Raw genomic sequence first — 24,024 nt, 5'->3', positions numbered from 1 at the left:
CGCGCCTCAGGTGTTGACGACGGGCCATCGGTTCCCCCGGGGTGTGCGGCTCGTCCACAGCTCTTCGCGGTAGGTGCTGCTGGCCTTCACCTCGACACATTGCCCGCCGTCCACGACCCAGATCAGATCGGCCTCGGCCAGGTCGTCCGGCTCGTCGGTGCACCAGAGAACGGTTCCCCGATGACGCAGGACCATGGCACGAGCCAGGGTTCGACTGGCCGGGTCGAGGCCCTCGAAAGGCCGGTTCAACAGCAGGATCGGAGGGTTTCCCATCAGCGCCCGGCCGAGGGCGATCAGCTGTCGGTCAGCGGACGGAATGTTCTGTCCGCCCTCGACGAGCCACTCGGCCACACCCGAACCCCCCATCCGCGGAAGGACCTGGTTGAGTCCGAGCCCGAAGGCGATCCGCTGGACCTCGGCCGCGGAGGCGGCCCCCGCAGCGTAGGTCAGGTTGCGCCTGACCGTGCCGCGCATGAGTGGCAGGTCGGGACTGACCATGCCCACGGCGCGACCGATCGAGCCGGGGTAGGTGGCCACGAGATCCTGGTCGTCGATCGTGACGGTCCCGGCATCGGGGTCCACGAGTCTGGCGATGAGGTCGAGCACCGTGCTTGCACCAGAACCCGCCCCACCAGTGATGGCCACCACGGTCCCGGGTGCCGCTTCGGCGGAGAAGCCCTTGAGGGTGCCCTCCACCGTGACGCCGTCGAAGCGGATGCGGCCTCGGCGCACCTTCAGCGGCGCGAGGAGCTCAGCCTCGATGGCGCGGCTCGAGCTCGCGAGGAAGTCCCCGATCTTCTGGCGCGACACCAGCCCCCGGTGCCAGTAGTCGTGCATCAGTCCGAGGGTCCTGACCGACCTCGTGAGGAAGCGTGCGATCAGCACCTCGAGCAGGACCGTGGAAGGAAGAACAGCGCCGTTGCGGGCTTCGACGACACCGGTGGCCACCACGGCGGCGGTCGCCACCATGCTGGTGCCGGTGGCAATTCCGCGCAGCCGACCCCGCAAGGTGGCCACCCGCCCCAGCGCTCGGTTGAGCGAGTCGTTCTGGCGGGGGAGCCTGGCGTACTCACCGCCCGCACGGCCCGACACCTGCGTCACGGCGAGGGCATTGATCTGCTCCGCGATGTTGCCGATGACCAGCGAGCGTCGCCGCCGCATCGTGCGCGTGGCGGACCGCATCGTCTGACCGCTGTAGAGCGACACCGCGGCACCAAGGCAGAGGACGGCCACGAGGGCGGACGCCATGGCACGGTCCAGGACGAACGCGCCCGTCAGGCCTGCCATCAGCGTGATGACGGCCGACGAGCCCTGAAGCTGGCCACGGCTGAGCCACATGCGCAGCATCGAGAGGTCTCCGGTGAGCCTGAGCAGTAGCCCGCCACGGGCCCGATGCACGAGGTGCGAGGGGAGCATCCGCTGCAGGTGGCCGTACATGTCCATGCGGAGTCGACGGACGACCTCGTAGCCGGCCTTCTCGGTCACGCTGAACTCGATCGCCCGCATGATCCCCAGTGCCGCGCCGAGGGCGGCGAGGGCGAGGCAGCCCAGCAGGGAGTCTCGATACTGGCGTTCAGCGGCGAATCCCACGCCTGTCGGCTCGAGAGCGTCGACGACGTGGGCCAGCAGCAGGATGAAGGTCAGGAGGCAGGCGCCTTGCCCGAGGCCCAGCGCAAGAACGACGACCCTGGCCGCGCGCGACACGCGAAAGGAGGCAGGGGACGTGCGTCTGTCGCCGCCCGGGCGAGGCCCGGGACCGGTCTCTCCCGGAGGAAGTCGCCCATCCACGAGGTCAGCCCGCCTGCGGGATCAGGCGACCGGTGGCGAACGCTTCTCCCCGTAGGGCGTCGCTCGACTGGAAGCCGGCCACGGAGGACGGTGAGGTGGCCGACTCGACGGGGGACGGGTCCATCTGCATCGTCAGGTCGAGCCCGGCGAGCTCGACGGGCCAGGCGGCATCCAGCGTGGGGTCCGGTTCACGAGCCAGACGTGGGTCCAGGCCGAGCGCGGGGATGACCAGCTCGGGAGTCTGGAGCTCGGGGATCCCCCACACGGGAAGGCCGGTCGCCTCCTGGGCCTCTCGGATCGCGAGCGGGGAGCGCGTCAGCATGCCCGACACCGCAGCGACCTCGAAGCCTCGCTCCCGCAGGTGGCTGACGCCGTGCGCGGCGCCCATCGCGTCGGAGGCCGCGAGGACCACGACGTCGAGCAGCTCGTGGACGACCGGCGAGGTCAGCAGCATCCTGTTCTCCTGCTGGAACACCCCGTCAGCGATCTCCACGAAGTTGACGCCGCATCCGGCAAGGGACAGCTGGGACACCAGCTGGGTCATCGCCGATTCGAGGACGGGGATCGGCTGCCGGAAGGTCGAGGCCAGACCCGCGTCCGTGAAGTCGAACATCCGGTGAGCGCCTGCATCCAGCATCACCCAGAAGTCGTTCCCCGAGCCGGTGCCGGTGACCTTGACCGACCCGGGCAACATGCCGACCTTGCTCAGCCCGTGAAGGAGGTAGTGCATGGTCGTGGTCTTGCCGGCGTTCATCGACGTCCCGAGAACGGCAACCGTCCTCGGCCGCACAGGGGGCGGAACCACGTCGGGAAGTCGGAAGTCCCAGACGTTCAGCGGCCTGCCGTACTCGTCGCCGACCAGGCCCAGCGGAATGATGTCCGTGGCACGCCGGACGGCCCTGCTGTGGGAAATCGATTGGGACGCGATCCCCCCGGAGGCCACCAGCTGGACACGGCCCAGGGAGGACGGTACGTGGGACTCGAACTGGTCCGTGGCGTAGCGGTCGGCGTAGGCGACGACCACCGTGTCCCCGACGTGCAGCGCGCTGCGCCGGCCATCGGGCTGTTCGATCCGCCGGTGCTGCCCCAGGCGCTCGACGTGAGCCAGCACGACATCACCGGACCGCGGACGGATCGCGCCTCCGACGAGGGTCTTCATGGCCGAGCGCGGCACCCGGCGCGTTGCGAAGCTCTGCCTGGCTCGCTGGTTGGTCCCCCCTTCCAACGGCCGGACCCACACGTGATCGGGTCTAGGACCCGATCCGCCCCCCGCTCACGTCGTCTCACTCCTAGCGTGAGCGCCGGCCCGCCGTCATCAGGCCCGTCCCCGCGATGAGCAGGACCAGCGCGCCAGCCACCGCGGCCATGACGTTGACCCCCGTGAACGCCAGGGCGCCTTCGCTCACCTCGAGAGCCCCGCTGGTGGTGACGACAAAGGGAAGCCCTCCGCCGATCGTCCCGTTCTCCTCCCCTCCGCCTCCCGTGCCTCCCGTGCTGACCGTCGAGGTGGGCGTGGAGGCCGGCGGCGTGGTCGTGGTGCTGGTGCTGGAGGTCGAGCTCGTCGGCGGTGCCGTCGTGCTGGTGGTGGACGTGGTGGACGTGGTGCTCGTCGGCGGTGCGGTCGTGGTGGACGTGGTGCTCGTCGGCGGTGTCGTCGTGGTCGGGGATGGCGTACCGCCTGAGCCCGTTCCCGAGGCGTCCGTGCGCTTCACGACTGACTCGACGGGCAGGACCGTGCCGTCGAACTTCACCGTTGCGTCGTTCGAGTACACGGACCGTCCCGGATCGGTGACGGTGGCGTTGACCCGCACCTCTGCATACTCGCCGGCGGGCACAGCCGACCACGTCACGACAAGGCGGTCCGGGGCGCAGGAGACCGCAGCCGGGACGGTGGCGTCGTCGTAGGGCTCGGCCAGCCTGCCCTCGGACCCGAGTCGTCCTCCGATGTGGGCAGTCACGGAGGCGCAGTCGAGGCTCAGTCCCGGCCCGGGCGTGTCAGTGATGGTCACGGTGGTGGTGTCAGCGGTCGTTGCCGGGGTCCAGACGACTGATCGCGTCTTCGTCTGCCCGGAGTCGAGCCACCACATGTCCTTGCCGGCATCGTCCCGAGAGCCCACGCAGCTCGCGGTGCAGGGCTGGTCGGTACCGACGGGAACCCTGACGACGTCGGACCCCGTCTGGAACTCGAGATCCACCTCCCCGCCAGTGCCGGCAGCACTGTAGAGGGTGACGAACGTGCAGGTCCCGTGGATGTCGGTGGGATGCGAGGCGACGTAGTCAGCCAGGGTGAAGACGACGTGGTCGGCGTCGTCGACGGTCGCGGTGGCGACGACCGAGCCGTCCGGGGCGAAGAGGTTGAAGCTCTTCGCCCCGAACCAGTTGAGCTGGTCGGGCAGGGTGAGGTCGAACGTGTCGCCCGGGTCTGATCCGTCAGGGACCGCCCACGTGCAGGCGAAGGTGACTTCGTCGCCCTCGTCGACGTGGGTGGCCCGGGTCGAGATCGAGGTGATCGCTCCCGGGATGTCGTCGGCCCGGGACGGCGGAGCCATGATCAGTAGGGCGGTCAGCCCCAGCAGGACACACGCTCCCACTGTCCCCACCACTCGCTGCCACCGGTTTGTGCCTGTTACCACCATGCGCGAACGCCTCCCCTAGAGCGGCATCGTCGTCGTCCCCCCTGGACTGGCCGGGCGATGCCATCATCAGAAAGGACCGGGGTGTGGCGAAAGGATGACGCGAGCGGGCAGCGGCGGATACGTGACGCCCGCCACTAGCGGGAGGCGTGTGTCAGGAGGCTGCCACCCCGTGCCCCACGGGGGGCACGGGCCCGGCGACACGTCAGCGGAAGAGCAGGGCTCGTGCCGGGGCGGAGCGGATCATCGATCGTCCGTCGTGCCCCACTCCGGGCACGACCGAGAGGGAGTGACCAGCGGGGAGCTGCCCGAGCTGGTCGCGCAGGTGGTTGAAGAACACCTGACCACGTTCCAGCCGGTTCCTGCCCTGGGCGTCCGCCTCGCAGCTGACGTCCAGTTCCGAGTCCCGCAACACGTCCGCACCGCCGAGGAGGAGGGCGACGCGGTGCCCGGCATAGCGCGCGCGCACGTCCCCGGCGGACCGCATGTAGCCGTTCAGCCCGTCCAGGCCGTACTTCCAGGTGTTGTAGCCGGAACACCCGGCCGCCGGGGCGAGGACGGTCCCGCCAGCCCACCTCTGGGCGGTGAGGTACCCGTAGCTCGACGGGTTCGCAGGGACGAACCGGTCGATGGGCGCGTCACTGCCTTCGGCGTAGCGCTGGACGAACTGGCCACCGGCAGAATGCCCGATGATGCGGATGGGAACGCTGCTCCCGAAGGTCTTCCGGACGGCGGCGGTCAGCTGGTCCAGTGCCTCGAAGCTCGAGACCCTGGTGCCGTCCTCGTTGTTGCTGGTGTTTCCCTCGCGCCATCCTGACCCCCAGATCAGCCGACTCTCGTCGTCCGTCTCCGCGTAGGTCGGAAAGTGAGGGGCAACCACGAGGGTCGAACCGAGAACCCCGGCGTCGGAGGCGGACTCCATCGCGTAGCGCGCGTAGTCGCAGTAGTTGCCGGAGGTCCCGTGGACCACGATGACGACCCTGGCGATCGCCTTGCTCCTCACGGCCACGGATCCGTTGCCGCAGTAGTCGACAACCTTCGTGCCGACCGGGAACGTGCGACTCGTCGCGGAAGTGGTGCCAGCGGAGGCTTGGCCCGCGGCGGGGGTCGCGGGCGCCAGCAGGCCGGCCACCAACGAGACGGACGCGATGATGCGCCGGGTCCGAGCGGGCACCGGGAGCACCCGCGCGACGGCGGGGCAGGGGGCCTTGCGGTGGTGGGTCCGGCGGCACGAGACCGGCGGCTCAGTGGATCCGCGCAGATGCCGCTCGGTCCGGCATGCGGTGGAAGGGTGATGGTCAGCCGGGTCGCGCGGGGTCCGTCGTGGTGACCGGATGCGACAGTTCCTGGACAGGTGTGTAGCGATCATGCGAGCGCCTACCTCCATGACAGAGTGGCCTCGGGGCTGGTGCTCCGAGACGACGGTCCCGCAGCCGCCGACCCTCCTCAGGCCCGTCGGAAGGGGTTTGAGGGCGCCGCCGACGGTTCTCGAAAAGCATTGTGCTCGTTGATGTTTCGCTTCTCAGGAGCACCCCTGGGGGGGGTGGGTGGACCGTCACCCTTAAGACCACCTGGCGGGGTCCACGATTACGCAGAGAGTCCGAGGCCCATCTGGTCGGTATCCAGGCCCCGCGTCGGGGACAGCGCCGGCCCGATGTGGGCCATGTTCTGACAGAGAGGGTTCCGGCACGCGTGCGTCAGCACCTGGGCCGCCACGAGGGCATCCACGCCGAATGCCAGGGCGAAACCGAAGCGGTGAGCGATCACCATGCGGTCGTGTGCGATCCAGAACTGTCCGTGCCCACGTCCGGAGACCGCACCGGTCCACGGGTGGCACGCGCCCGGCGCGGCAACGTTCAGCACGCGTTGTCGGTATGCCGCGACGAGGGTGGGAACGCCCATCGACGCGCGCAGCTGGGCCACCGTCACCGGCCTCAACGCCGTCATCGCCGCGAACTCACCTTCACCCTCCGACCGCCCCACCGACAGCACAGCGCACCACCCATACGACGCATACCCGGTCGAACCGTGACGCCGCCCGGGCTGAACCCGCGCGGGTCAGGCCCTCGTGGTCCTGTCGGCAGGGGTGATGGTCGCCGCGCCCTGCCGACAGGACTACGGGATAGACATTCTGGACGGTCCGAATGTGACGCCGGAGGCCCAGCCGTTGCGCCAACCGTTGACAGAACGCCACAAACCGGATGATGATCGCAAGGCTTCAAGCAGCCGGGGCACCAGTCGTCAGCGCCCAGGAGGCTGCAGGTGAGCGAGCCGATCGAGTCCGTCCGCGTGGGTGATCGGGCCACGACGCCCGTCCATTCCGCGTCCGTGCGTGAGCTCCTCACCGAGCTCGCCGAGCTGGAGGACGCCACCCGCGGCCCCGGGGGCTTCGCGGGTCCGGCCGGGACGGTGCAGCCCACGGACCTGCTCGCGGCCCTGGCTCGCGAGCAGGAGATCATCGACGAGCTGCACGCGCGGTGTCCCGAGACCCAGCTCCCCACGAGTCACCTCGACGTCCAAGGCCGCGCCGCCCGGGCTGACTAGGCTGGCGGGGTGCCTCGTCCGTCCGACACCGCAGTCCAGGGCGAAGCCCCGACGGGTGCGTCGCATGCGGGTGAGCCCCAGGCCGGCACCGGTCGGCAGCTCCAGCAGCTGATCGTCACGATCTGCGCTCTCCACGCCCGGGGTGAGCACGACTCCCTGGCTGTGGCCGAGCTCATCAAGCTCCTCGCCACCCTCGACGTCGACGAGGCCGCTACGCGATCGGCGTTGTCCCGCTTGAAGAAGCGCGGCGTCCTGTTGCCGACCCGCAAAGCTGGCAGCGCGGCATACCGGCTGGATCCGCAGCTCGAGGACGTCTTCGAGGAGGGTGACGAACGCATCTTCGCGCCGCGGCGCGCCCAGCCCGGCGACCGCTGGCTGCTGGCCGCGTTCTCGGTGCCGGAGTCGCAGCGGAACCTGCGCCACCAGCTGCGCCGGGTGCTCGCGGGGCGTGGGTTCGGCACGGTGGCCGCTGGACTGTGGATCGCCCCCGAGTTCGTCCACGCCCACCTGCGCCGCGAGCTCGAGCGCGAGGGGTTGCTGGAGTTCGTGGAGTTCTTCGCGGCCGACCTGCTCGACGACCAGGTCGCGCGGCGCGTCGCCGAGTGGTGGGACCTCGACGCGCTGGGTGCCTTGTATGCCGGGTTCCGGGCCCAGTTCGAACCGGTCCGCGAGCGGTGGGGCACCGCTGCGGACGGGTCGGGTCCCCACGGGTCAGGGCCGGATGACGACGCGCGCGCCTTTGCCGACGACGTGCTGCTGCTGACCGCGTGGCGCCGGCTGCCCTACCTCGACCCCGGCCTCCCGGTGGAGTTCCTGCCACCGGACTGGCAGGGGATCGCAGCGGAGCGGCTCTTCTCGGACCTGCACCAGCGGCTGGCCGGCCCAGCGCGTCGCTACGCAGAGTCGGTCATCGGCAGCTAGGCCTGAGGGCGGCGCAGCCGGTCGTCGGGGATGACCGCGACGCCGAGGATCTCGATGAGCGCCTCCGGCTGCCACAGGGCGGTGCAGCCGATGCCGGCCATCGCCGGGTAGACGAGGCCGGCCAGCTCGCGCCAGGCGCGGCCGATCTCGCGGCCGTGCGCCTGGTAGTCGGGGATGTCGGTGAGGTAGATCGTCAGGCTGACGAGGTCCTCCGGGAGGCCGCCCGCCTCGCGGAGGGTGGTCAGCACGTTCCCGAACGCCTGGCGGAACTGCTCGACGATGCCGCCCTCGACGATCTGCATGTCCGCGTCGAGCGCCGTCTGGCCGCCCAGGTACAGCGTGTTGCCGCTGAGCGTGCCGTGCGAGTAGCCGCTCGGAGCGGGCAGCGCGGCCGGGTTGATGGCGACGGGGGTCATGGCGCTCCTCGGGTGGTTCCTGGGCGTGGGCAGTTCGACGCCTGCGACTATTGACTATACGTGACGATCGTGAAATTGTCGCTATACAGCGGACGGAAGGGCGCGAGGATGCGACTGGCCACGGTGGCGACGCCGGACGGTGCGACGTGTGCCGCCGTTTCCCACGACACGTCGCCCTCGTGCGGCGACTGGCTCGCGATGCCTGCCGCCGACCTCTCCGAGCTCCTGGCCCGACCGGACTGGCGCGAGGTGGCCGCGTGCCCGGCCGCCGTGGTCGTCGGTGGGCCTGACGCCGTGCTGCTCACTCCGCTGCTCACTCCGCTGCCCAGCCCCGCCAAGGTCATCTGCTGCGGGCTCAACTATGGCGACCACATCACCGAGATGGGCCGCGAGCTGCCGGACTTCCCGACGCTGTTCGCCAAGTACGCCGACACCCTGGTCGGTCCCACCGACGTGATCCACGCTCCTGCGGAGGTGGACCTCGACTGGGAGGCCGAGCTCGCCGTCGTCGTCGGCCAACCCTTACGCCACGCCACCGAGGATCAGGCCCGAGGAGCGATCGCCGGTTACACCGTGGCCAACGACATCTCGGTCCGTGACTGGCAGCGACGCACGCTGCAGTGGTTCCAGGGCAAGGCCTGGGACGCGACGACACCGGTCGGCCCCGTCGTGGTGACCCCGGACGAGGTCGACCCCGAGGCCGGCCTCGAGGTCACCTGCCTGGTCAACGGCGAGACCGTCCAGCGCGGCAACACCAAGACCCTGGTGTTCGGTGCAGCGGCGCTCCTCGCCTACATCTCCGAGTTCACGCTCCTGCGGCCCGGTGACCTCGTGCTCACGGGCACGCCCGGAGGCGTGGGCATGGGCATGAAGCCACCACGGTTCCTCGCCGACGGCGACGTCGTGCGCACGCAAATCGAGGGAATCGGCCTCCTGGACAACACGATTCGACTAACCCGACACCGATCAAGGAGAGACGCCGATGAACTTTGACGACTACGTGCTCGAAGGAGACCCGTCGCCGTGGGCCCAGCCCGATGGTCGCGTCATCCCCATCGTCACCAAGGCGGGTTCCGAGGACGCGTCGACTGCCGACTCCGGCGGCGCCTACCGCGTCTCCGGTGTCAGCATCCAGCACACGCCGGCCAAGCGACTCTGGTACGGCAAGGTCTTCAACAAGCCCGGCTACCGCTCCGTGAACCACCACCACGGCGAGGCCGAGACCGGTGGCTACGTGCTGCAGGGACACGGCCGCATCTACTACGGCGAGGACTTCCGCGAGTACGTCGACATGACCGAGGGGGACTTCGTGTTCGTGCCGCCGTTCATGCACCACGTCGAGTGCAACATGTCCACCAAGCACGACCTGGTCTGGCTGACCACCCGGACTCCCGACAACATCGTCGTCAACCTTGCCGACGTCGACGACTCCATCCTCGAGGGCTTCCGCCGCGCATGAGTGAGCTCGTGACCCCCACCTCGCGGGTGCTGACCGATGCGCTCGCCCTCACCCAGGTCGATGCCGAGGTCTTCGACGAGGCCTACACCGCCACGACGCAGTACTGCCCGTGGCCGAAGGCGTACGGCGGCGACATGGTCGCCCAGGCGACGGTCGCCGCGATCCGGTCGGTCGAGACCGACCGCGGGCTGCACTCGATGCACAGCTACTTCATGCGCCCCGTCGACATCGGCGCGCAGGTGCGTTACGAGGTCGAGCGGCTGCGTGATGGCCGGGGCTACTCCACCCGCCAGGTCCGCGCCTTCCAGGGGGGCAAGGTCGTCTACGTCGCCATGGCCTCCTTCCACGTGCCCGAGGACGGCGGGGAGTATGCCGCGGAGGCGCCGACCGCGGTCCCGGCGCCCGAGGCGCTGCCCAGCTCCGCGGCATACCTCGAGGGGTTCGAGCCGGGCAGTGAGGCGGCGGGGACGATGACCGCGGACTCGCGCGGCTACTGGTCGGGCGGTCGGTCGTTCGACATGCGCCACGTCCCCGGACCGGTCTACGTGCAGGTCCAGGGGGAGCGGGCCCCGCACCAGGCGGTGTGGGTCAAGCCGTTCGACGCGCTTCGGCCGGTCGAGGGCATCGACGACGTCCAGCTGGCCCAGGCGGCGCTCGCCTATGCGTGCGACTACACGATCCTCGAGCCCGTGCTGAGGGTGCTCGGAATGCCTTGGGCGCAAAAGGGTTTGGTCACCGCAAGCCTGGACCACGCGATGTGGTTCCACCGGCCGTTCGCGATGGACGACTGGCTGCTCTACGCCCAGGAGGCGGCCAGTGCCCACGGGGGCCGCGGCCTCGGTCTGGGCCGGTTCTACACCCGATCCGGCGACCACGTCGCCACCGTCGCCCAAGAGGGCATGATCCGCGCAGGTCAGTGATGTCGGAGCGCACGACTGTGAAAGGCACGATGATGGAGCTCAGCCCCTCGGCCCATGAGGACACCTTCGCCCGCGACTCGTTGCCGCCGCGCGAGCTGTGGCCGACCATCGAGTTCACCCTTCCCGAGCTGCAGTACCCCGACCGGCTCAACGCCGCGTCCTGGTTGCTCGACGACACGGCCGACCGGGTCGGTGCCGACCGCCCGGCGTTGCACACGCCCGGCGGGACGACGTGGACCTATGGCGAGCTCCAGCAGCGGGCCAACCAGGTCGCGCAGGTGCTCACCGACGACCTGGGCCTCGTGCCCGGCAACCGCGTCCTGCTCCGGGCGCCGAACACGCCGTGGGTGGTGGCCTGCTGGTTCGGTGCCCTCAAGGCGGGTGCCGTCGTCGTCACCACCATGGCTGCCCTGCGGGCCGTCGAGATCACCCCCATCGTCGCCGCCTCCAAGCCGACCATCGCCCTGGTCGACCACCGGTTCGCGGAGGACGTGTATGCCGTGCGCGACAGCGCCTCGCCCAACCTCACCGTGGTGGAGTTCGGGGGCTCGGGGTCGGACGACCTCGTGGCTCGGTGCGCCACGAAGTCGGGCGAATTCGTAGCGGTGCCAACGGCTGCCGACGACGTGGCCCTGCTGGGTCCGACCTCCGGCACCACCGGGGTCCCCAAGCTGACGATGCACTTCCACCGCGACATCGCGTCCATCGCCGAGACCTTCGGCAAGCACCTCGTGCAGCTGACCTCCGACGACGTGGTCGCCTGCACGGCGCCGCTGGCCTTCACCTTCGGTCTCGGCGCACTCGTGGTCTTCCCCATCCGGTCCGGCGCGAGCTCCCTGCTCACCGAGAAGGCAACGCCCGCAGAGCTCGCCCAGCTGGTCCACGACCACGAGGTGACGACGCTGTTCACCGCCCCAACCGCATACCGGGCGATCGTCGTCGACGGTCACGTCGGGCTGCTGGCGGGCGTCCGCACCGCGGTGTCGGCCGGCGAGCACCTCAACCCCGAGACCTGGCAGGCCGTCCTCGACCAGACCGGCCTGCGCATCATCGACGGCATCGGGTCGACCGAGCTGCTGCACGTCTTCGTCTCGGCGAGGGGGGACGACATCCGCCGCGGCGCGACCGGCAAGGCGGTGCCCGGGTTCCGGGCGACGATCCTCGACGCCGATGGTCAGGAGGTCGGTCCGGACGTGCCCGGTCGGCTCGCGATCATCGGACCCACGGGGTGTCGCTACCTCAACGACGAACGCCAGCACGCCTACGTACTGAACGGGTGGAACATCACCGGCGACACCTTCGTCCGCGACGCCGACGGCTACTTCTACTACCAGGCACGCTCCGACAACATGATCGTGTCGTCCGGCTACAACATCGGCGGGCCGGAGGTCGAGGCCGCGATCGACCAGCACCCCGACGTGGCCGAGTGCGCTGTCGTCGGCAGGCCGGACGCGGAGCGCGGGTCGATCGTCTGCGCCTTCGTGGTCCTGCGCGCCGGCGTGGTGGGCGACGAGGCGAAGGCGCGCGAGCTCCAGGACTTCGTGAAGGCCCACATCGCCCCCTACAAGTACCCCCGCGACGTCCGCTTCGTCGACGTCCTGCCGCGCAACCCCAGCGGCAAGCTGCAGCACTTCAGATTGAGGGACCAGATCGCTCAGGAGGGGCAGTCGTGAAGATCGCCGTCATCGGGGGTGGGCCGGGCGGGCTCTACTTCGCCGCCCTCATGAAGCAGCTCGACCCCGCCCACGAGGTCACCGTGTGGGAGCGCAACGCCGCCTCCGACACGTTCGGGTTCGGAGTGGTCTTCTCCGACGAGACCCTCGGTGGCATCGGGAACGCCGACGAGCGGATCGCCGAGCAGATGGCCGACCGCTTCGCCCGCTGGACCGACATCGACATCCACTTCCGCGGCCAGCGGCACACCGTCGGCGGCCAGGGCTTCGCGGCCATGAGTCGCAAGGAGCTGCTCTCGCTCCTGCAGGAGCGGTGCGCCGAGCTCGGGGTCGACGTACGGTTCTCGACCGTGGCGCCGGACGTCGAGGAGCTCCGGGCCACACACGACCTGGTCCTGGCGGCCGACGGCGTCAACTCCGCGGTGCGTCAGCGGTATGCCGACGTGTTCCGTCCCAGTCTCGACCGGCGGCACAACAAGTTCATGTGGCTGGGGACCGACCTGGTCTTCGAGGCGTTCCAGTTCTACGTGAAGCAGACGCAGTGGGGGACGATGCAGATCCACGGGTACCCCTACTCCGACAAGGGTTCGACGTTCATCATCGAGATGCACGAGGACGTCTGGCGGGCGGCGGGTCTGGATGCCAGCGAGGGGACCGAATTCCCTCCGGGGGTCTCCGACGAGGAGTCGATCGCCCGGGTGGCCGAGGTCTTCGCCGACGAGCTGGGCGGCCACGAGGTCCTGTCCAACAACTCGAAGTGGCTCAGCTTCACGACCGTTCGCAACGAGCGCTGGCACGACGACAATGTCGTCCTGCTCGGCGACGCGGCGCACACCGCGCACTTCTCCATCGGCTCCGGCACCAAGCTGGCCATGGAGGATGCGTTGGCCCTGGCCGCCTGCCTGCACGAGCACGATGCCCTCGATGCCGCGCTCACGGCATACGAGACGGAACGGCGACCGGTCGTGGAGTCGACGCAGCGCGCGGCGCAGGCCTCGCTGGAGTGGTTCGAGAACATCGGGCTGTACGAGGACCAGGACCCCACCCAGTTCTGCTTCAACCTGCTGACCCGTTCGCGGCGCATCACCTACGACGGACTGCGCACCCGCGACGAGGAGTTCGCGACCCGGGTGGACGAGGCGTTCGCCGCCGCCCAGGGCGCAGCCGAGGTGGTGCCGGCGATGTTCCAGCCGATGCACGTCGGCAACCTCCAGCTCAAGAACCGCATCATCGTCTCGCCGATGGACATGTACTCCGCGGTCGACGGTGTGCCCGGCGACTTCCACCTCGTCCACCTGGGGTCGAAAGCACTCGGTGGGGCGGGGCTCGTGATGACCGAGATGGTCTGCGTCTCGCCGGAGGGTCGGATCACCCCCGGCTGCACCGGGCTCTGGACCGACGAGCAGCGCGACTCCTGGGTCAAGGTCGTCGACTTCGTCCACGCGAACTCCACTGCTGCCATTGGCCTCCAGCTCGGCCACTCCGGACGCAAGGGGTCGACCAAGCTCATGTGGGAGGGCATGGACGAACCGCTCGACACGGACAACTGGGAGGTCACCGGCCCCTCGGCCCTGGCCTACGGCGACGGGTGCCACCTGCCTCGCGAGGTGACCCGCAGTGACATGGATGCGATCCGCGACGAGTTCGTGGCCGCCGCGCGGCGTGGGGCGGACGCGGGCTTCGACCTGCTGGAGCTGCACTGCGCCCACGGCTACCTGTTGTCCTCGTTCCTCTCGCCGATCTCCAACCAGCGCACCGACGAGTACGGCGGCTCGATCGAGAACCGGCTGCGGTTCCCGCTCGAGGTCTTCGACGCGGTGCGGGCCGCGTGGCCGGCTGAGCGGCCCCTGACGGTCCGCATCTCGGCGACCGACTGGATGCCGGACGGCAACGACGAGCACGACGCGGTCGCTATGGCCCGGGCCTTCATCGCCCACGGTGCCGACGGCATCGACGTGTCGTCGGGGCAGATCGCCAAGGAAGAGAAGCCGGCGTTCGGGCGGTCGTACCAGACTCCTTTCGCCGACCGGATCCGTCACGAGGTGGCCGCGGCAGCAGGCGTGGCCGTGATCGCCGTGGGCGCCATCTCGTCGCACGATGACGTCAACTCGATCCTCCTCGCCGGCCGGGCCGACCTGTGTGCGCTGGGGCGGACGCACCTCTACGACCCGCAGTGGACGCTGCACGCGGCGGCGGAGCAGGAGTTCCGCGGTCCGGCCGCCGAGTGGCCGTTGCCCTTCGCGGCGGGCCGCCGCAAGCCGCCGACGGCTCGGACCGATGCGGTCCGGCCCCGGCTCTCGCTGATCAAGGAGACCGAGAGCGACGAGCTGCCGACCCACCTGCGCTGGACGCCCGAGGCCGCCTCGGTGGGCTCGCAGGTCGCGGTGGCTCGGTGACCCTCGAAGATCCGGTCGGCATCCATCGCGCGAGGGTCGAGTGGATGGACACCGACGCGGCCGGCCACCACCACAACACGGCCATCACCCGGTGGGTCGAGTCGGCGGAGGCTGAGCTGATGCGCGAGCGCGCCGTGGCCGGCTACTTCGGTGTCGCCCCTCGGGTGCGCCACGAGGTCGACTACGAGGCGCGGCTCTGGTTCGGCCAGGAGGTCACGGCCACCGTGGCGGTCGAACGCATCGGCACCAGCTCGATGACCTTCGCCTACGAGGTGTGGGGCGAGCCGTTCGAGGGTCGCCCCCGGACGAGGGCGGCCCACGGGCGGTACGTCACCGTCCACGTCCCCACGGGCGCGGACTCGGCCCAGCCGTGGCCGACCTCGTGGCGAGAAGCCCTGTCCAAAGCGGACAGGTCGTGATTCCGGACCGAGCCTGATTCCGGACAGAAGGTGACCGGAAGCCTTCCTAGGCTGGTGGTAGAACCTCCGGGAGAGAGGTTGCGACGAGAGGACCGGCCATGGACTACAAGATCGAGCTCATCCCCATCTCCGTCACGGACATCGACCGCACCAAGGCGTTCTACGAGGACGTCGTCGGGTGGCCGGCGGACCAGGACCAGGTCGTGGAAGAGGCCGGCCTGCGCTTCGTCCAGATCACGCCTCCCGGGTCGGCCTGCTCGTTCTGCTTCGTCAAGGGCATGCAGATGCTGGGCGAGGGGATGAAGCAGTACCTCCAGGTCGTGGTCGCCGACGCCGATGCGGCCTATGCCGAGCTCAAGGGCCGCGGCGTCGAGGTGACCGAGGTCGAGGACCTCCCGTGGGGTCGGTTCACCCACTTCGAGGACCCTGACGGCAACCACTTCGCGCTCCAGGAGCTGCCTGACTACGCGGCCGCCCTGGCTGCGCGCGAGGCCGCGGCAGCGACCGACGCCAGCGACGGCTAGGGGCGGTCAGGCACCTCGGGTGGGTCGTGGCCTGCGCAGCAGCAGCCCTGCCACCAGGGCGCCGAGGGTGCCGAGCGCCTCGTCGCCGAGGGTGTCCTGGTAGGCCGTGTCCAGCTCGGTCCCGTGGCGGATGAACGTGTACCACTCGCCGAGCTCCCACCCGATCGCCAGCACCGCGCCGAGTCCCGTCACGAGCAGGACCCGTGCCCACGGCATACGAATCCCTTGCAGCAGAAGCAGACCCAGGCCGGCGCACAGCAACACCCAGTTGACGAAGTGGTTGGCGTCGTCCCACCACGTCACCGAGTCGTAGAGGTCGAGGGTGTTGCCGGTGACGTCGATGAGGAACGGTGCCATCACGAGGCCGAACGCCAGCCACGGCACCTCGGCGCGCTGCCGCCGGTGGACCAGCCACCACGCGGCGGGAACGATGAGCATCATCACCGGGTAGGCCACGAGCCGTGCCCCGAACGCCTTGCCCTCGAACTGCTGCAGTCCGCCGGCGAAGGTGCCCACGGCCAGTTGCCCGATCGTCAGGACCAGCACGCACGCGGGCAGCCACCAGGCACCGCGCCGCCTCGTCTCCCGGATCATCACACGATCATGGTGGACGCGAGCCGCTCACGCGGCGTAGACCGCGACCTCGCTCGCCTTGATCGTGAACACGACGTCGGAGCCGGGGGCCAGGTCGAGCTCGGCCAGCGCCGCAGGCGTGATGTCCGCCGAGAGGTATGCCGTGTGCACGCGCACCTGGTGACCGTGCGGTTCGAGGTCGGTCACCGTCCCGCGGACGACGTTGCGGGGGCTACCGGCAGGGGCCTGTAGGTAGACGCCGACGGCGTTCGGGCTGAACACCGCGACGGCGGCCTGACCATCCCCCAGGACGTCCTCGGTGAGCCCTTCGATGCGCAGTCCCCCAGGAGTCGAAACCGTTGCCCCGTGGGCGGTTCCGCGCACCAGGTTGAGTCCCGCGATGCGGGCTGCGAAGCCGCTCGTCGGCCGGGTGAGCACCCGGGAGGTGGGCCCCTGCTCGACGACGTGGCCGTCCTCGACGACGGCGACGTCGTCGGCCAGCAGGACCGCGTCGAGGATGTCGTGGGTGACCAGGATCGTCGTGCGGTCCTTGAGGACTCGGCGCAGCAGCTGGCGAATCGCGGGGGCGGACTCGACATCGAGGGCGGACAGCGGTTCGTCGAGCAGAAGCAGGTGCGGCTCGGTGGCCAGCGCCCGGGCGATGGCCACCCGCTGGGCCTGACCCCCGGAGAGCGACGCCGGACGCCGGTCGGCGAAGTCTTCGGCGTCGACCCGGGCGAGCCACTGCCGCGCCTGTTCGCGGGCCCGGCCACGCGGCATACCGGCGCTGCGCGGGCCGAAGGCGACGTTGTCCAGCACCGACAGGTGCGGGAACAGTCGAGCCTCCTGGGCCAGCAGGGCCACGCCTCGCGCGTGCGGAGGCACCCACTCGCCGTGGCCTGAAGCATTGGCAGAGTCGTTGCCGGAGAAGAGGACCCGGTCGTCGAGGGTGATCTGGCCCGAGGTGGGGCGCAGGAGCCCGGCGATGGTGGCGAGGGCTGTGGACTTGCCGGCACCGTTCGGTCCGAGCAGCGCCAGCGTGCGGCCGGCCTCGACGGCGAGCGTGAGGTCGACGCCGCGGTGGGGGAGTCGGACCTGCGCGTGGAGCTTCACAGCGCGGTCCTCGACCGTCGGGTCAGGGCGATCACGACGGTGGCGACGACGACGAGCACGAGCGAGAGGGCCACGGCTGCTTGGGGTTCGGTCTCGCGCTGGAGGTAGATCTCCAGCGGCAGGGTGCGGGTGACGCCCTGGAGGCTGCCCGCAAAGGTGATCGTGGCTCCGAACTCACCCAGCGCCCGGGCGAAGGCGAGCACCGCGCCGGAGGCGAGGCCGGGCAGGACCAAGGGCAGGGTCACCCGCAGGAACACCGTCGTCGGGCGCGCCCCGAGGGTCGCGGCCACCTCCTCGAACCGTTGTCCGCCGGTGCGCAACGCACCCTCGAGGCTGACCACGAGGAAGGGCAGGGCGACGAACGTCTGTGCCATCACGACTGCGGTGGTGGAGAACGCGATCTGGAGTCCGAGGACCTCGATGGTGTGGCCGAGCAGCCCACGACGACCGAACGTGTAGAGCAGCGCGATGCCGCCGACGACTGGCGGGAGCACGAGGGGGAGCAGGACGAGGGACCGGGCGATCGACTGTCCGCGGAACTCGGTGCGGGCCAGGACGAGCGCCATCGGCACCCCGAAAGCGATGCACAGCACCGTGCTGGCGACCGAGGTGCGCAGGCTCAGGGCCAGGGCGGCGCGGGAGGAGTCCGACGTGATGAGGGTGCCAAAGCTGCCCCACTCGATCCGGGTGAGCATCGCCACGAGGGGGAGCACGACGAACAGCGCGCCGACCGCGGCGGGGACGAACACCCAGGCCGGCAGCCCCAGCCGCGGTCGTCCCGGCTGCGGTCGTCGTCGCGGCGTGGGATGGACCGGGGGCACGACAGGCAGGCTACGGCTTGGCGAACCCGGCGGCGGCGAGGATGCCCTGACCCGGCTCACCCGTCACGGCCTGGAGGAAGGCGTCGGCCAGCGCGGCGTTCTTGCTGCTCTTGAGGGTCGCGATCGGGTAGGTGTTGACGGCGGCCGAGGACTCGGCGAACTCGATGCCCCTCACTGTGTCGCCGGCGCCCTTGACGTCGGTGACGTAGACGAGTCCGGCGTCGGCCTCGCCCGAGGTCACCTTGCCGAGGACGTCGGTGACCGACTGCTCCTCGCTGACCGGCTTGATGTCGATCTTCGCGGCCGTCTCGACCTTGGCCGCCGCGGAGCCACACGGAACGGCCGGGGCGCACAGGACGACCTTGACGCTTGGTTTGGCAAGATCGGCGAGGCCAGTGACCTTGGCCGGGTTGTCCGGCGGGACGGCGATCTCGAGGGTGTTGGACGCGAAGTTCACAGGGGTGTCCGCGGTGAGCGAGGCGCCGGTCGCCTTGTCCATGTTCTTGGTGTCGGCCGAGGCGAAGACGTCGGCGGGTGCGCCCTGCTGGATCTGGGCGACGAGGTCGGAGGAGCCAGCGAAGTTGAAGGCGACCTTGGCGCCCGGGTGCGCCTTCTCGAACTCGGCTCCGATCGCCGTGAAGGTCTTCTTCAACGAGGCCGCCGCGAACACCGTGATCTGCCCGGTCAGCGCCGGGGACGAGGACGAGGACGAGTACGAGGACGAGCTGGAGCTCGTGGTGTCGCCGGCGTCGGACCCGCACGCTGCCGTCGCGAGGACCAGCGCCGCTGTGGCAACGGTGGCCAGGGTGGCGAGGGGGCGGATCATGATGCTCCTTGGGGTGTTTCGACGATGACGGTCGTGGACTTGACCACGGCGATGGCCACGGAGCCCAGCTCGAGCCTGAGGTCGTCCACGGCCTCGGAGCTCATCAGCGACACCACGCGGAACGACCCGCACTGCATTTCGACCTGGGCCATCACCGTGTCTCGCTTGATGTCCGTGACGAGGCCGACGAAGCGGTTGCGGGCCGAGCGACCCACGCCGGACGGATCCTCCACGGCATGCGCCTGGTCACGGGCGAGCAGCGCGACCTGGTAGCCGTCGACGACCTTGCGGCCCGCCTCGTCGGTGCGTGCCTCGAGCGCGCCGCTGTCCACCCAGCGCCGCACGGTGTCGTCGCTGACGCCGAGAAATGACGCGGCGTCCTTGATCCTCATCAGCGGCATGCGATCAACTGTAGTTCCGTGCCTGCGGTCGATACAAGCAAATCAAACCGCGTCTGCGGTTTTCCGCCTACTCCACCTACTCCGCCTATTCCACCCGCTCGGCCTGCTCGGCGCGGTCTGGCGTCCCGCTGTCGGCTCCGTCTCGCTAGGCCGGCTCCGCCGCGTCCGGCTCGGGCGGCTCGGCGGCGCCGTCCCGTTCGTCGCGCTCCGCCCACTCGAGCAGCTGGTCGATCTCGAACACCGCGTCGTCGATTCCGGCGTGCAGGTCGCCCAGCTCGGCATACCTGGCGGGCATCGTCGCGATGGTGAAGTCGTCGGGGACCACATCGTCGACCTCGTCCCACCGGATCGGTGCCGACACGGTCCCGATCGCGTTGCCGCGCACCGAGTAGGCCGCGGCGATCGTGTGGTCCCTCGCATTCTGGTTGTAGTCGATGAACAGGTCCGCGGGGTCGCGGTCCTTGCGCCACCACGTGGTGGTGACGTCGTCCGGCATACGTCGCTCCACCTCGCGCGCGAACGCGAGCGCACCGCGCCGCACGTCCTTGAAACCCCAGTCCGGCGCGATCCGCACGTAGACGTGCATCCCGGACCCGCCGCTGGTCTTGGGCCAGCCGACCGCCCCCAGCTCGTCGAGCACCTCGTGCGCCACGTGGGCCACGCGCTGCACCCGGTCCCAGGGGCAGTCGGGCCCGGGATCGAGGTCGATCCGCCACTCGTCCGGCTTCTCCACGTCGGCGCGCCTGCTGTTCCAGGGGTGGAACTCGACCGTCGACATCTGCACCGCCCAGATGACCTGGGCCAGCTCGGTGACGCACAGCTCGTCGGCCTTGCGGTTGTAGCGCGGGAAGGTCACCCGCACCGTCTGCAGCCACGGCGGCGCCCCGTGCGGCACCCGCTTCTGGTGCACCTTCTCCCCGGCGATCCCCGAGGGGAACCGGTGCATCATGCACGGCCGTTCCCTCAGCGCGTTGACGATCCCATCGCCCACCGACAGGTAGTACTTGACCAGGTCGAGCTTGGTCTCGCCGCGGGCCGGGAAGTACTCGCGCTCCGGGTTCGTGATCCGCACGTCGCGATCACCGACCTCGAGCACGATCGCGGGCGACGCCTTGGCTGCCATGCCCCCACGCTACGGGTGGGTATGCCGCGGTGCCACGCCCGCGGCATACCTCACCTTTATCGGGTTTAGGGACAAAGGGTGGCTTCACCCGGAAACGGTTCCAGGGTGAAGCCGACACAAGTCCCTAGACCCGATAACGATGGGGCGGGGGCGGTCGTATGCTCGGCGCATGCTCGAGCAGAAGCGCATCCTCGCCACCAGCATCCCCGGCCCCAAGAGCCAGGCCCTCCAGCAGCGCAAGCTCGCCGCCGTGTCCGCCGGTGTGGGCACCGGCCTCCCCGTCTACATCGAGCAGGCGGCGGGCGGGATCCTGCGCGACGTCGACGGCAACCAGCTCATCGACTTCGGTTCGGGCATCGCCGTCACGACGGTCGGCAACGGCAACCAGCGCATCATCGACGCGGTGACCGCACAGATCAACGACTTCACCCACACCTGCTTCATGGTCACGCCCTACGAGGAGTACCTCGAGGTGGCGGAGGTGCTCGCGGAGGTCACGCCCGGAACCCACGAGAAGCGTTCCGCCCTCTTCAACTCCGGGTCCGAGGCCGTCGAGAACGCCGTCAAGGTAGCCCGCCACTTCACCGGTCGGCAGGGTGTCGTCGCGTTCGACCACGCCTACCACGGGCGCACCAACCTCACGATGGGGCTGACCGCCAAGAACATGCCCTACAAGCACCGGTTCGGGCCGTTCGCGAGCGAGATCTACCGCGTGCCGATGGCCTACCCCTACCGCTGGCCGACGGGTCCCGAGGCCTGTGCGGAGGAGGCGTTCGCGGAGTTCGTCGACCTCGTGCACGCCCAGGTCGGCGAGGACAACACGGCCGCCGTCATCCTCGAGCCGATCCAGGGCGAAGGCGGGTTCATCGTGCCGGCGCCGGGCTTCATGAAGAAGGTCTCCGACTGGTGCACCGAGCAGGGGATCCTGTTCATCGCCGACGAGGTGCAGACCGGGTTCTGCCGGACCGGCGACTGGTTCGCCTCCGACCACGAGGACGTCGTCCCCGACCTCATCACCACGGCCAAGGGGATCGCCGGAGGTATGCCGCTCGCGGCCCTCACGGGTCGCGCCGACGTCATGGACGCGATCCACGTCGGTGGGCTGGGCGGCACCTACGGCGGCAACCCCGTCGCGTGTGCCAGTGCCCTCGCGGCCATCGAGACCATGAAGGCGGACGACCTGCGCGGTCGCGCCCGGGCCGTCGAGGCGCTGTTCCGCCCGAGGCTGGAGGCGCTGGCTGACAAGTACGGCGTGATCGGCGACATCCGTGGCCGTGGGGCGATGCTGGCCGTCGAGCTGGTCAGCGACCTCGAGCACAAGACTCCTGACGCGGACCTCACCGGCCGGATCAACAAGGCCTGTCACGCGGCCGGTCTGGTGACGCTGACGTGCGGCACGTTCGGCAACGTGTTCCGGTTCCTGCCGCCGCTGTCCGCGGGCGACGAGCTGCTGGCCGAGGGGCTCGACATCCTCGAGGACGCGTTCGCCCAGTCCGTCTGACCCGCACCTGTCGTCTGCTAGGTGCGCTGGACGAAGCGCCTGTCGATCAGCACCCACCGCAGGGCGGAGACCGACACCCAGCCGAGCCCGTAGAGCAGCAGTGCTGTCCAAGGCGGGTGGGGGGTGCCGGACACCGCGGTCACGACGACCAGGAGAACCTCGACGAGCACGGCCTCGGACGCCGCCAGCGCGAGCGCCTGGGCGAACGTGGTGGGACGTCGAACCAGGGCTGCGAGCATGATTCCCTCCCTTGCAGGAGAAGGCGGCTGCACCTCTCACAGGGAAGGACGCGCGACTCGCGAGATCGGGACGCCGGGTCAACGACATGGCACCAAGCCTCGTGCAGTGTTTACCTGGCTGACGCGTGTCGGTTACCGGTCGGACCACCTTCGGCTGTTAGAAAAGGTGAGACCCGGCCAAGTATGAGTTGGCCGGGTCTCGTGTCCCCCGAGGGGGACTGGCCTCCCGAGGGAGGTTCGATGATCTTGACCCATCACGGTCCCTCGCGCAAGAGGTGCATGAGTCCCCTTTCTGCGCCGGGTCCCGCGACCTACGGGCTGGCCGGCACCTGGCCGACTGGCTGGAAGTAGTGCTTCTCCATCCAGTGGCCGACCTTGCGACCCGTGTTCGCTCCCACCACGTCTGCGGTGCGGAAGTGGATCCCGCCCCAGACGCGGGCGTCGATGATCTCCTTCATGGCCAGCGACAGCCGGCTGAAGTCCCGCGTCTCGCCCGGGTAGCGGCTGGACGCCATGCGGACGGACACCTTGTCGGTCCCGAAGAAGGTGCGGACGGCGTCGAGGGTGGCACCGCTGACACATCCGTGGCCCGAGGGGTGATCGGGGAAGGGCGGGTTCACCAAAGGAGGCGTGGTCGCCGTCGCAGGGTCGAAGAGAGGTCGCCAACCGGGATCGGCCACGGTGGCCGGGTTGTCGTCGGTGTCCGCCTCACGGATAGCCGCGTTCGGCCGCCAGAACTGCCAGTAGTACTTGTCGTTCCAGCAGGCGATCGCGCCGTCCGCCCCGGCCAGGCTCATGCTGGCTATCAGGCGAGCGCCCTCACTGGCGCTGAGGCCGTGGCGGGTGATGAGGTCTCGTGCCATGCCGTGCCAGAGGGGCGCGGGAGCGGTTTGCCAGAAGATGGCCGCCTTCGTCTGGTCCGCGGTACGCCGTGTGCTGGTGAGCGAGCCGAGCTCCTTGACCTCGTTGAAGTCCTTCGCGTACTCGGCACTGGTCAGGGCGTTCGGCCCGGAGGAACGGAACTGGTCGGGGCTCCTCATCAGGAACGGTCGCAGCTGCCCCACCCAGGGGTCGGGGTCGAGCGCGGTCGCGGGTGAGGGTCGCCAGTCGCCCGGCTCGGTCCCGAGGTTGAACGTGAAGGGTGACATGAAGCCGTCCCCCCTTCGCAAGTCGACCATCGCCGCGGCCGCGGCCCTGCCGGCACGAACACCCTCGTCCTCGCCGGCTCCGTCCGGCACGGCCGCAAGGCTTGTCGTCAAGGCGGTGTCGAGCGCGGCCCACTGAGCCTGCGGCACGATGGCAACCAGGACGTCGTGGGCTGCGGTCGCGATCGCCGCGTCGGTCGACGCCCACGGCTTGATGTCCAGGGCCGCGACGTCGAGTCGGTAGGGCTGGTGGCTGCGGTCGATGGCGTTCACCGCGTCGTAGACAGCCCCCGCGACCATGGCGATGCCTCGCGTCTGGCCGTGGGCCGAGGGCCGCAGTGGGGTGGTGAGGCCCTGGGCGGTGATGTTCCACTGCAGCAGTACGCCCGGGCCGGGTGCGGCGGCCGAGGGTTCGGCAGTGGCGGGCGCTCCGGCCGTCGCCGTGACCGCCGCGCCCAGGGCGGCGGTGAGCGCGAGACCAGAACTGCGGTGCCAACGATGAAGCGGCCGGAGGCCGCGTGGGGGTGTCTGGTGGACCGTCCCTGCCACGGTCCGAGAGCGTGCTCTCATGGCGGGTCCCTTCGACGGG

The 24,024-nt window shown here is 69.8% G+C and carries 24 protein-coding genes; 10 read left to right on the top strand and 14 right to left on the bottom strand.

All coding sequences use genetic code 11. The features are described from left to right. Positions 1-6: 6 nt before the first annotated feature. From AC1DS4_RS17445 to AC1DS4_RS17425, 5 genes are all read right to left on the bottom strand, one after another. Positions 7-1,704 carry an ABC transporter transmembrane domain-containing protein gene (locus tag AC1DS4_RS17445; RefSeq protein WP_477633433.1) on the bottom strand — a complete coding sequence of 566 codons (1,698 nt, stop codon included), beginning with the start codon at positions 1,702-1,704 and terminating at the stop codon, positions 7-9. 88 nt (positions 1,705-1,792) lie between these two features. After that, the gene (locus AC1DS4_RS17440; RefSeq protein ID WP_477646083.1) at positions 1,793-2,947 is read right to left on the bottom strand and encodes a DUF1611 domain-containing protein; all 1,155 of its coding nucleotides are present in this window, start codon (positions 2,945-2,947) and stop codon (positions 1,793-1,795) included. A gap of 130 nt (positions 2,948-3,077) precedes the next feature. Then, entirely contained in the window at positions 3,078-4,337 is a 1,260-nt protein-coding gene (locus AC1DS4_RS17435) for an Ig-like domain-containing protein (RefSeq protein WP_477615867.1), read from the bottom strand. A gap of 289 nt (positions 4,338-4,626) precedes the next feature. Next, positions 4,627-5,595, bottom strand: coding sequence for an alpha/beta fold hydrolase (locus tag AC1DS4_RS17430; protein WP_477615866.1), 969 nt, complete (start codon positions 5,593-5,595; stop codon positions 4,627-4,629). Between the two features lie 413 nt (positions 5,596-6,008). After that, on the bottom strand, positions 6,009-6,368 hold the full coding sequence (locus AC1DS4_RS17425) for a hypothetical protein (protein ID WP_477624323.1): 360 nt from the start codon (positions 6,366-6,368) through the stop codon (positions 6,009-6,011). Positions 6,369-6,683: 315 nt separating this feature from the next. Between AC1DS4_RS17425 and AC1DS4_RS17420 the strand changes: the two genes are divergently transcribed. Further along, positions 6,684-6,965, top strand: a complete 282-nt coding sequence (locus tag AC1DS4_RS17420) for a hypothetical protein (protein WP_477615864.1) — start codon at positions 6,684-6,686, stop codon at positions 6,963-6,965. Between the two features lie 9 nt (positions 6,966-6,974). Next, the gene (locus AC1DS4_RS17415) at positions 6,975-7,886 is read left to right on the top strand and encodes a PaaX family transcriptional regulator (protein ID WP_477615863.1); all 912 of its coding nucleotides are present in this window, start codon (positions 6,975-6,977) and stop codon (positions 7,884-7,886) included. On the opposite strand, the gene AC1DS4_RS17410 is transcribed toward AC1DS4_RS17415, so the two are convergent. Continuing rightward, on the bottom strand, positions 7,883-8,302 hold the full coding sequence (locus tag AC1DS4_RS17410; protein WP_477615862.1) for a RidA family protein: 420 nt from the start codon (positions 8,300-8,302) through the stop codon (positions 7,883-7,885). The two genes, AC1DS4_RS17415 and AC1DS4_RS17410, sit on opposite strands and share 4 nt — an antisense overlap. A gap of 108 nt (positions 8,303-8,410) precedes the next feature. On the opposite strand from AC1DS4_RS17410, the gene AC1DS4_RS17405 reads away from it, so the two are divergent. The 7 genes from AC1DS4_RS17405 (at position 8,411) to AC1DS4_RS17375 (ending at position 15,693) form a co-directional block, all read left to right on the top strand. After that, positions 8,411-9,295, top strand: coding sequence for a fumarylacetoacetate hydrolase family protein (locus tag AC1DS4_RS17405; protein ID WP_477633434.1), 885 nt, complete (start codon positions 8,411-8,413; stop codon positions 9,293-9,295). Next, a complete protein-coding gene (locus AC1DS4_RS17400; protein ID WP_477633435.1) occupies positions 9,285-9,761 on the top strand; it encodes a cupin domain-containing protein in 477 nt (158 codons plus the stop codon). Before AC1DS4_RS17405 ends, AC1DS4_RS17400 begins: the two co-directional genes overlap by 11 nt. Beyond that, the gene (locus AC1DS4_RS17395) at positions 9,758-10,681 is read left to right on the top strand and encodes an acyl-CoA thioesterase (protein ID WP_477633436.1); all 924 of its coding nucleotides are present in this window, start codon (positions 9,758-9,760) and stop codon (positions 10,679-10,681) included. Before AC1DS4_RS17400 ends, AC1DS4_RS17395 begins: the two co-directional genes overlap by 4 nt. Before the next feature lie 32 nt (positions 10,682-10,713). Continuing rightward, positions 10,714-12,354, top strand: coding sequence for an AMP-binding protein (locus tag AC1DS4_RS17390; protein ID WP_477633437.1), 1,641 nt, complete (start codon positions 10,714-10,716; stop codon positions 12,352-12,354). Then, a complete protein-coding gene (locus tag AC1DS4_RS17385; RefSeq protein ID WP_477633438.1) occupies positions 12,351-14,750 on the top strand; it encodes a bifunctional salicylyl-CoA 5-hydroxylase/oxidoreductase in 2,400 nt (799 codons plus the stop codon). The genes AC1DS4_RS17390 and AC1DS4_RS17385 overlap by 4 nt, the downstream gene beginning before the upstream one ends. A 44-nt stretch (positions 14,751-14,794) precedes the next feature. After that, the gene (locus tag AC1DS4_RS17380) at positions 14,795-15,169 is read left to right on the top strand and encodes an acyl-CoA thioesterase (RefSeq protein WP_477615856.1); all 375 of its coding nucleotides are present in this window, start codon (positions 14,795-14,797) and stop codon (positions 15,167-15,169) included. 98 nt (positions 15,170-15,267) lie between these two features. After that, positions 15,268-15,693, top strand: a complete 426-nt coding sequence (locus tag AC1DS4_RS17375; protein ID WP_477615855.1) for a VOC family protein — start codon at positions 15,268-15,270, stop codon at positions 15,691-15,693. 6 nt (positions 15,694-15,699) lie between these two features. Here AC1DS4_RS17375 and AC1DS4_RS17370 read toward each other — a convergent pair whose 3' ends face one another. The 6 genes from AC1DS4_RS17370 to ligD form a co-directional block, all read right to left on the bottom strand. Next, complete coding sequence (locus AC1DS4_RS17370; protein WP_477615854.1) at positions 15,700-16,287, bottom strand: DUF2238 domain-containing protein; 588 nt, start codon at positions 16,285-16,287, stop codon at positions 15,700-15,702. A 27-nt stretch (positions 16,288-16,314) separates the two neighbouring features. Then, on the bottom strand, positions 16,315-17,379 hold the full coding sequence (locus AC1DS4_RS17365; protein ID WP_477615853.1) for a sulfate/molybdate ABC transporter ATP-binding protein: 1,065 nt from the start codon (positions 17,377-17,379) through the stop codon (positions 16,315-16,317). Next, entirely contained in the window at positions 17,376-18,200 is an 825-nt protein-coding gene (locus AC1DS4_RS17360) for an ABC transporter permease (RefSeq protein WP_477615852.1), read from the bottom strand. The genes AC1DS4_RS17365 and AC1DS4_RS17360 overlap by 4 nt, the downstream gene beginning before the upstream one ends. A gap of 10 nt (positions 18,201-18,210) precedes the next feature. Then, positions 18,211-19,026 carry a molybdate ABC transporter substrate-binding protein gene (modA, locus tag AC1DS4_RS17355; RefSeq protein ID WP_477615851.1) on the bottom strand — a complete coding sequence of 272 codons (816 nt, stop codon included), beginning with the start codon at positions 19,024-19,026 and terminating at the stop codon, positions 18,211-18,213. Further along, the gene (locus AC1DS4_RS17350; RefSeq protein ID WP_477615850.1) at positions 19,023-19,427 is read right to left on the bottom strand and encodes a TOBE domain-containing protein; all 405 of its coding nucleotides are present in this window, start codon (positions 19,425-19,427) and stop codon (positions 19,023-19,025) included. The genes modA and AC1DS4_RS17350 overlap by 4 nt, the downstream gene beginning before the upstream one ends. A 145-nt stretch (positions 19,428-19,572) precedes the next feature. Further along, entirely contained in the window at positions 19,573-20,550 is a 978-nt protein-coding gene (gene ligD, locus AC1DS4_RS17345) for a non-homologous end-joining DNA ligase (RefSeq protein ID WP_477624321.1), read from the bottom strand. A gap of 169 nt (positions 20,551-20,719) precedes the next feature. Here ligD and gabT point away from each other — a divergent pair, with 169 nt between their 5' ends. Further along, complete coding sequence (gene gabT, locus AC1DS4_RS17340) at positions 20,720-22,051, top strand: 4-aminobutyrate--2-oxoglutarate transaminase (RefSeq protein ID WP_477615848.1); 1,332 nt, start codon at positions 20,720-20,722, stop codon at positions 22,049-22,051. 17 nt (positions 22,052-22,068) lie between these two features. Here gabT and AC1DS4_RS17335 read toward each other — a convergent pair whose 3' ends face one another. Both AC1DS4_RS17335 and AC1DS4_RS17330 read right to left on the bottom strand, forming a co-directional pair. After that, entirely contained in the window at positions 22,069-22,290 is a 222-nt protein-coding gene (locus AC1DS4_RS17335) for a hypothetical protein (RefSeq protein ID WP_477633439.1), read from the bottom strand. A gap of 311 nt (positions 22,291-22,601) precedes the next feature. Then, positions 22,602-24,005 (bottom strand): vanadium-dependent haloperoxidase, encoded by a 1,404-nt coding sequence (locus AC1DS4_RS17330; protein WP_477633440.1) that lies wholly within the window; start codon positions 24,003-24,005, stop codon positions 22,602-22,604. Positions 24,006-24,024 lie beyond the last annotated feature (19 nt).

The sequence above is a fragment of the Pedococcus sp. P3_C7 genome, from assembly GCF_056402615.1.
Note: the sequence above shows the minus strand (reverse complement) of the source record. Positions and strands in the feature narration are given on the sequence as shown.

Coding starts and splice junctions, on each gene's coding strand:
- AC1DS4_RS17440 (WP_477646083.1), bottom strand. CDS start 2,947: ATGAAGACCCTCGTCGGAGGCGCGATCCGTCCGCGGTCCGGTGATGTC.
- AC1DS4_RS17435 (WP_477615867.1), bottom strand. CDS start 4,337: ATGGCTCCGCCGTCCCGGGCCGACGACATCCCGGGAGCGATCACCTCG.
- AC1DS4_RS17425 (WP_477624323.1), bottom strand. CDS start 6,368: ATGACGGCGTTGAGGCCGGTGACGGTGGCCCAGCTGCGCGCGTCGATG.
- AC1DS4_RS17410 (WP_477615862.1), bottom strand. CDS start 8,302: ATGACCCCCGTCGCCATCAACCCGGCCGCGCTGCCCGCTCCGAGCGGC.
- AC1DS4_RS17405 (WP_477633434.1), top strand. CDS start 8,411: ATGCGACTGGCCACGGTGGCGACGCCGGACGGTGCGACGTGTGCCGCC.
- AC1DS4_RS17400 (WP_477633435.1), top strand. CDS start 9,285: ATGAACTTTGACGACTACGTGCTCGAAGGAGACCCGTCGCCGTGGGCC.
- AC1DS4_RS17395 (WP_477633436.1), top strand. CDS start 9,758: ATGAGTGAGCTCGTGACCCCCACCTCGCGGGTGCTGACCGATGCGCTC.
- AC1DS4_RS17390 (WP_477633437.1), top strand. CDS start 10,714: ATGGAGCTCAGCCCCTCGGCCCATGAGGACACCTTCGCCCGCGACTCG.
- AC1DS4_RS17380 (WP_477615856.1), top strand. CDS start 14,795: ATGGACACCGACGCGGCCGGCCACCACCACAACACGGCCATCACCCGG.
- AC1DS4_RS17375 (WP_477615855.1), top strand. CDS start 15,268: ATGGACTACAAGATCGAGCTCATCCCCATCTCCGTCACGGACATCGAC.
- AC1DS4_RS17370 (WP_477615854.1), bottom strand. CDS start 16,287: ATGATCCGGGAGACGAGGCGGCGCGGTGCCTGGTGGCTGCCCGCGTGC.
- modA (WP_477615851.1), bottom strand. CDS start 19,026: ATGATCCGCCCCCTCGCCACCCTGGCCACCGTTGCCACAGCGGCGCTG.
- AC1DS4_RS17350 (WP_477615850.1), bottom strand. CDS start 19,427: ATGCCGCTGATGAGGATCAAGGACGCCGCGTCATTTCTCGGCGTCAGC.
- ligD (WP_477624321.1), bottom strand. CDS start 20,550: ATGGCAGCCAAGGCGTCGCCCGCGATCGTGCTCGAGGTCGGTGATCGC.
- gabT (WP_477615848.1), top strand. CDS start 20,720: ATGCTCGAGCAGAAGCGCATCCTCGCCACCAGCATCCCCGGCCCCAAG.
- AC1DS4_RS17335 (WP_477633439.1), bottom strand. CDS start 22,290: ATGCTCGCAGCCCTGGTTCGACGTCCCACCACGTTCGCCCAGGCGCTC.
- AC1DS4_RS17330 (WP_477633440.1), bottom strand. CDS start 24,005: ATGAGAGCACGCTCTCGGACCGTGGCAGGGACGGTCCACCAGACACCC.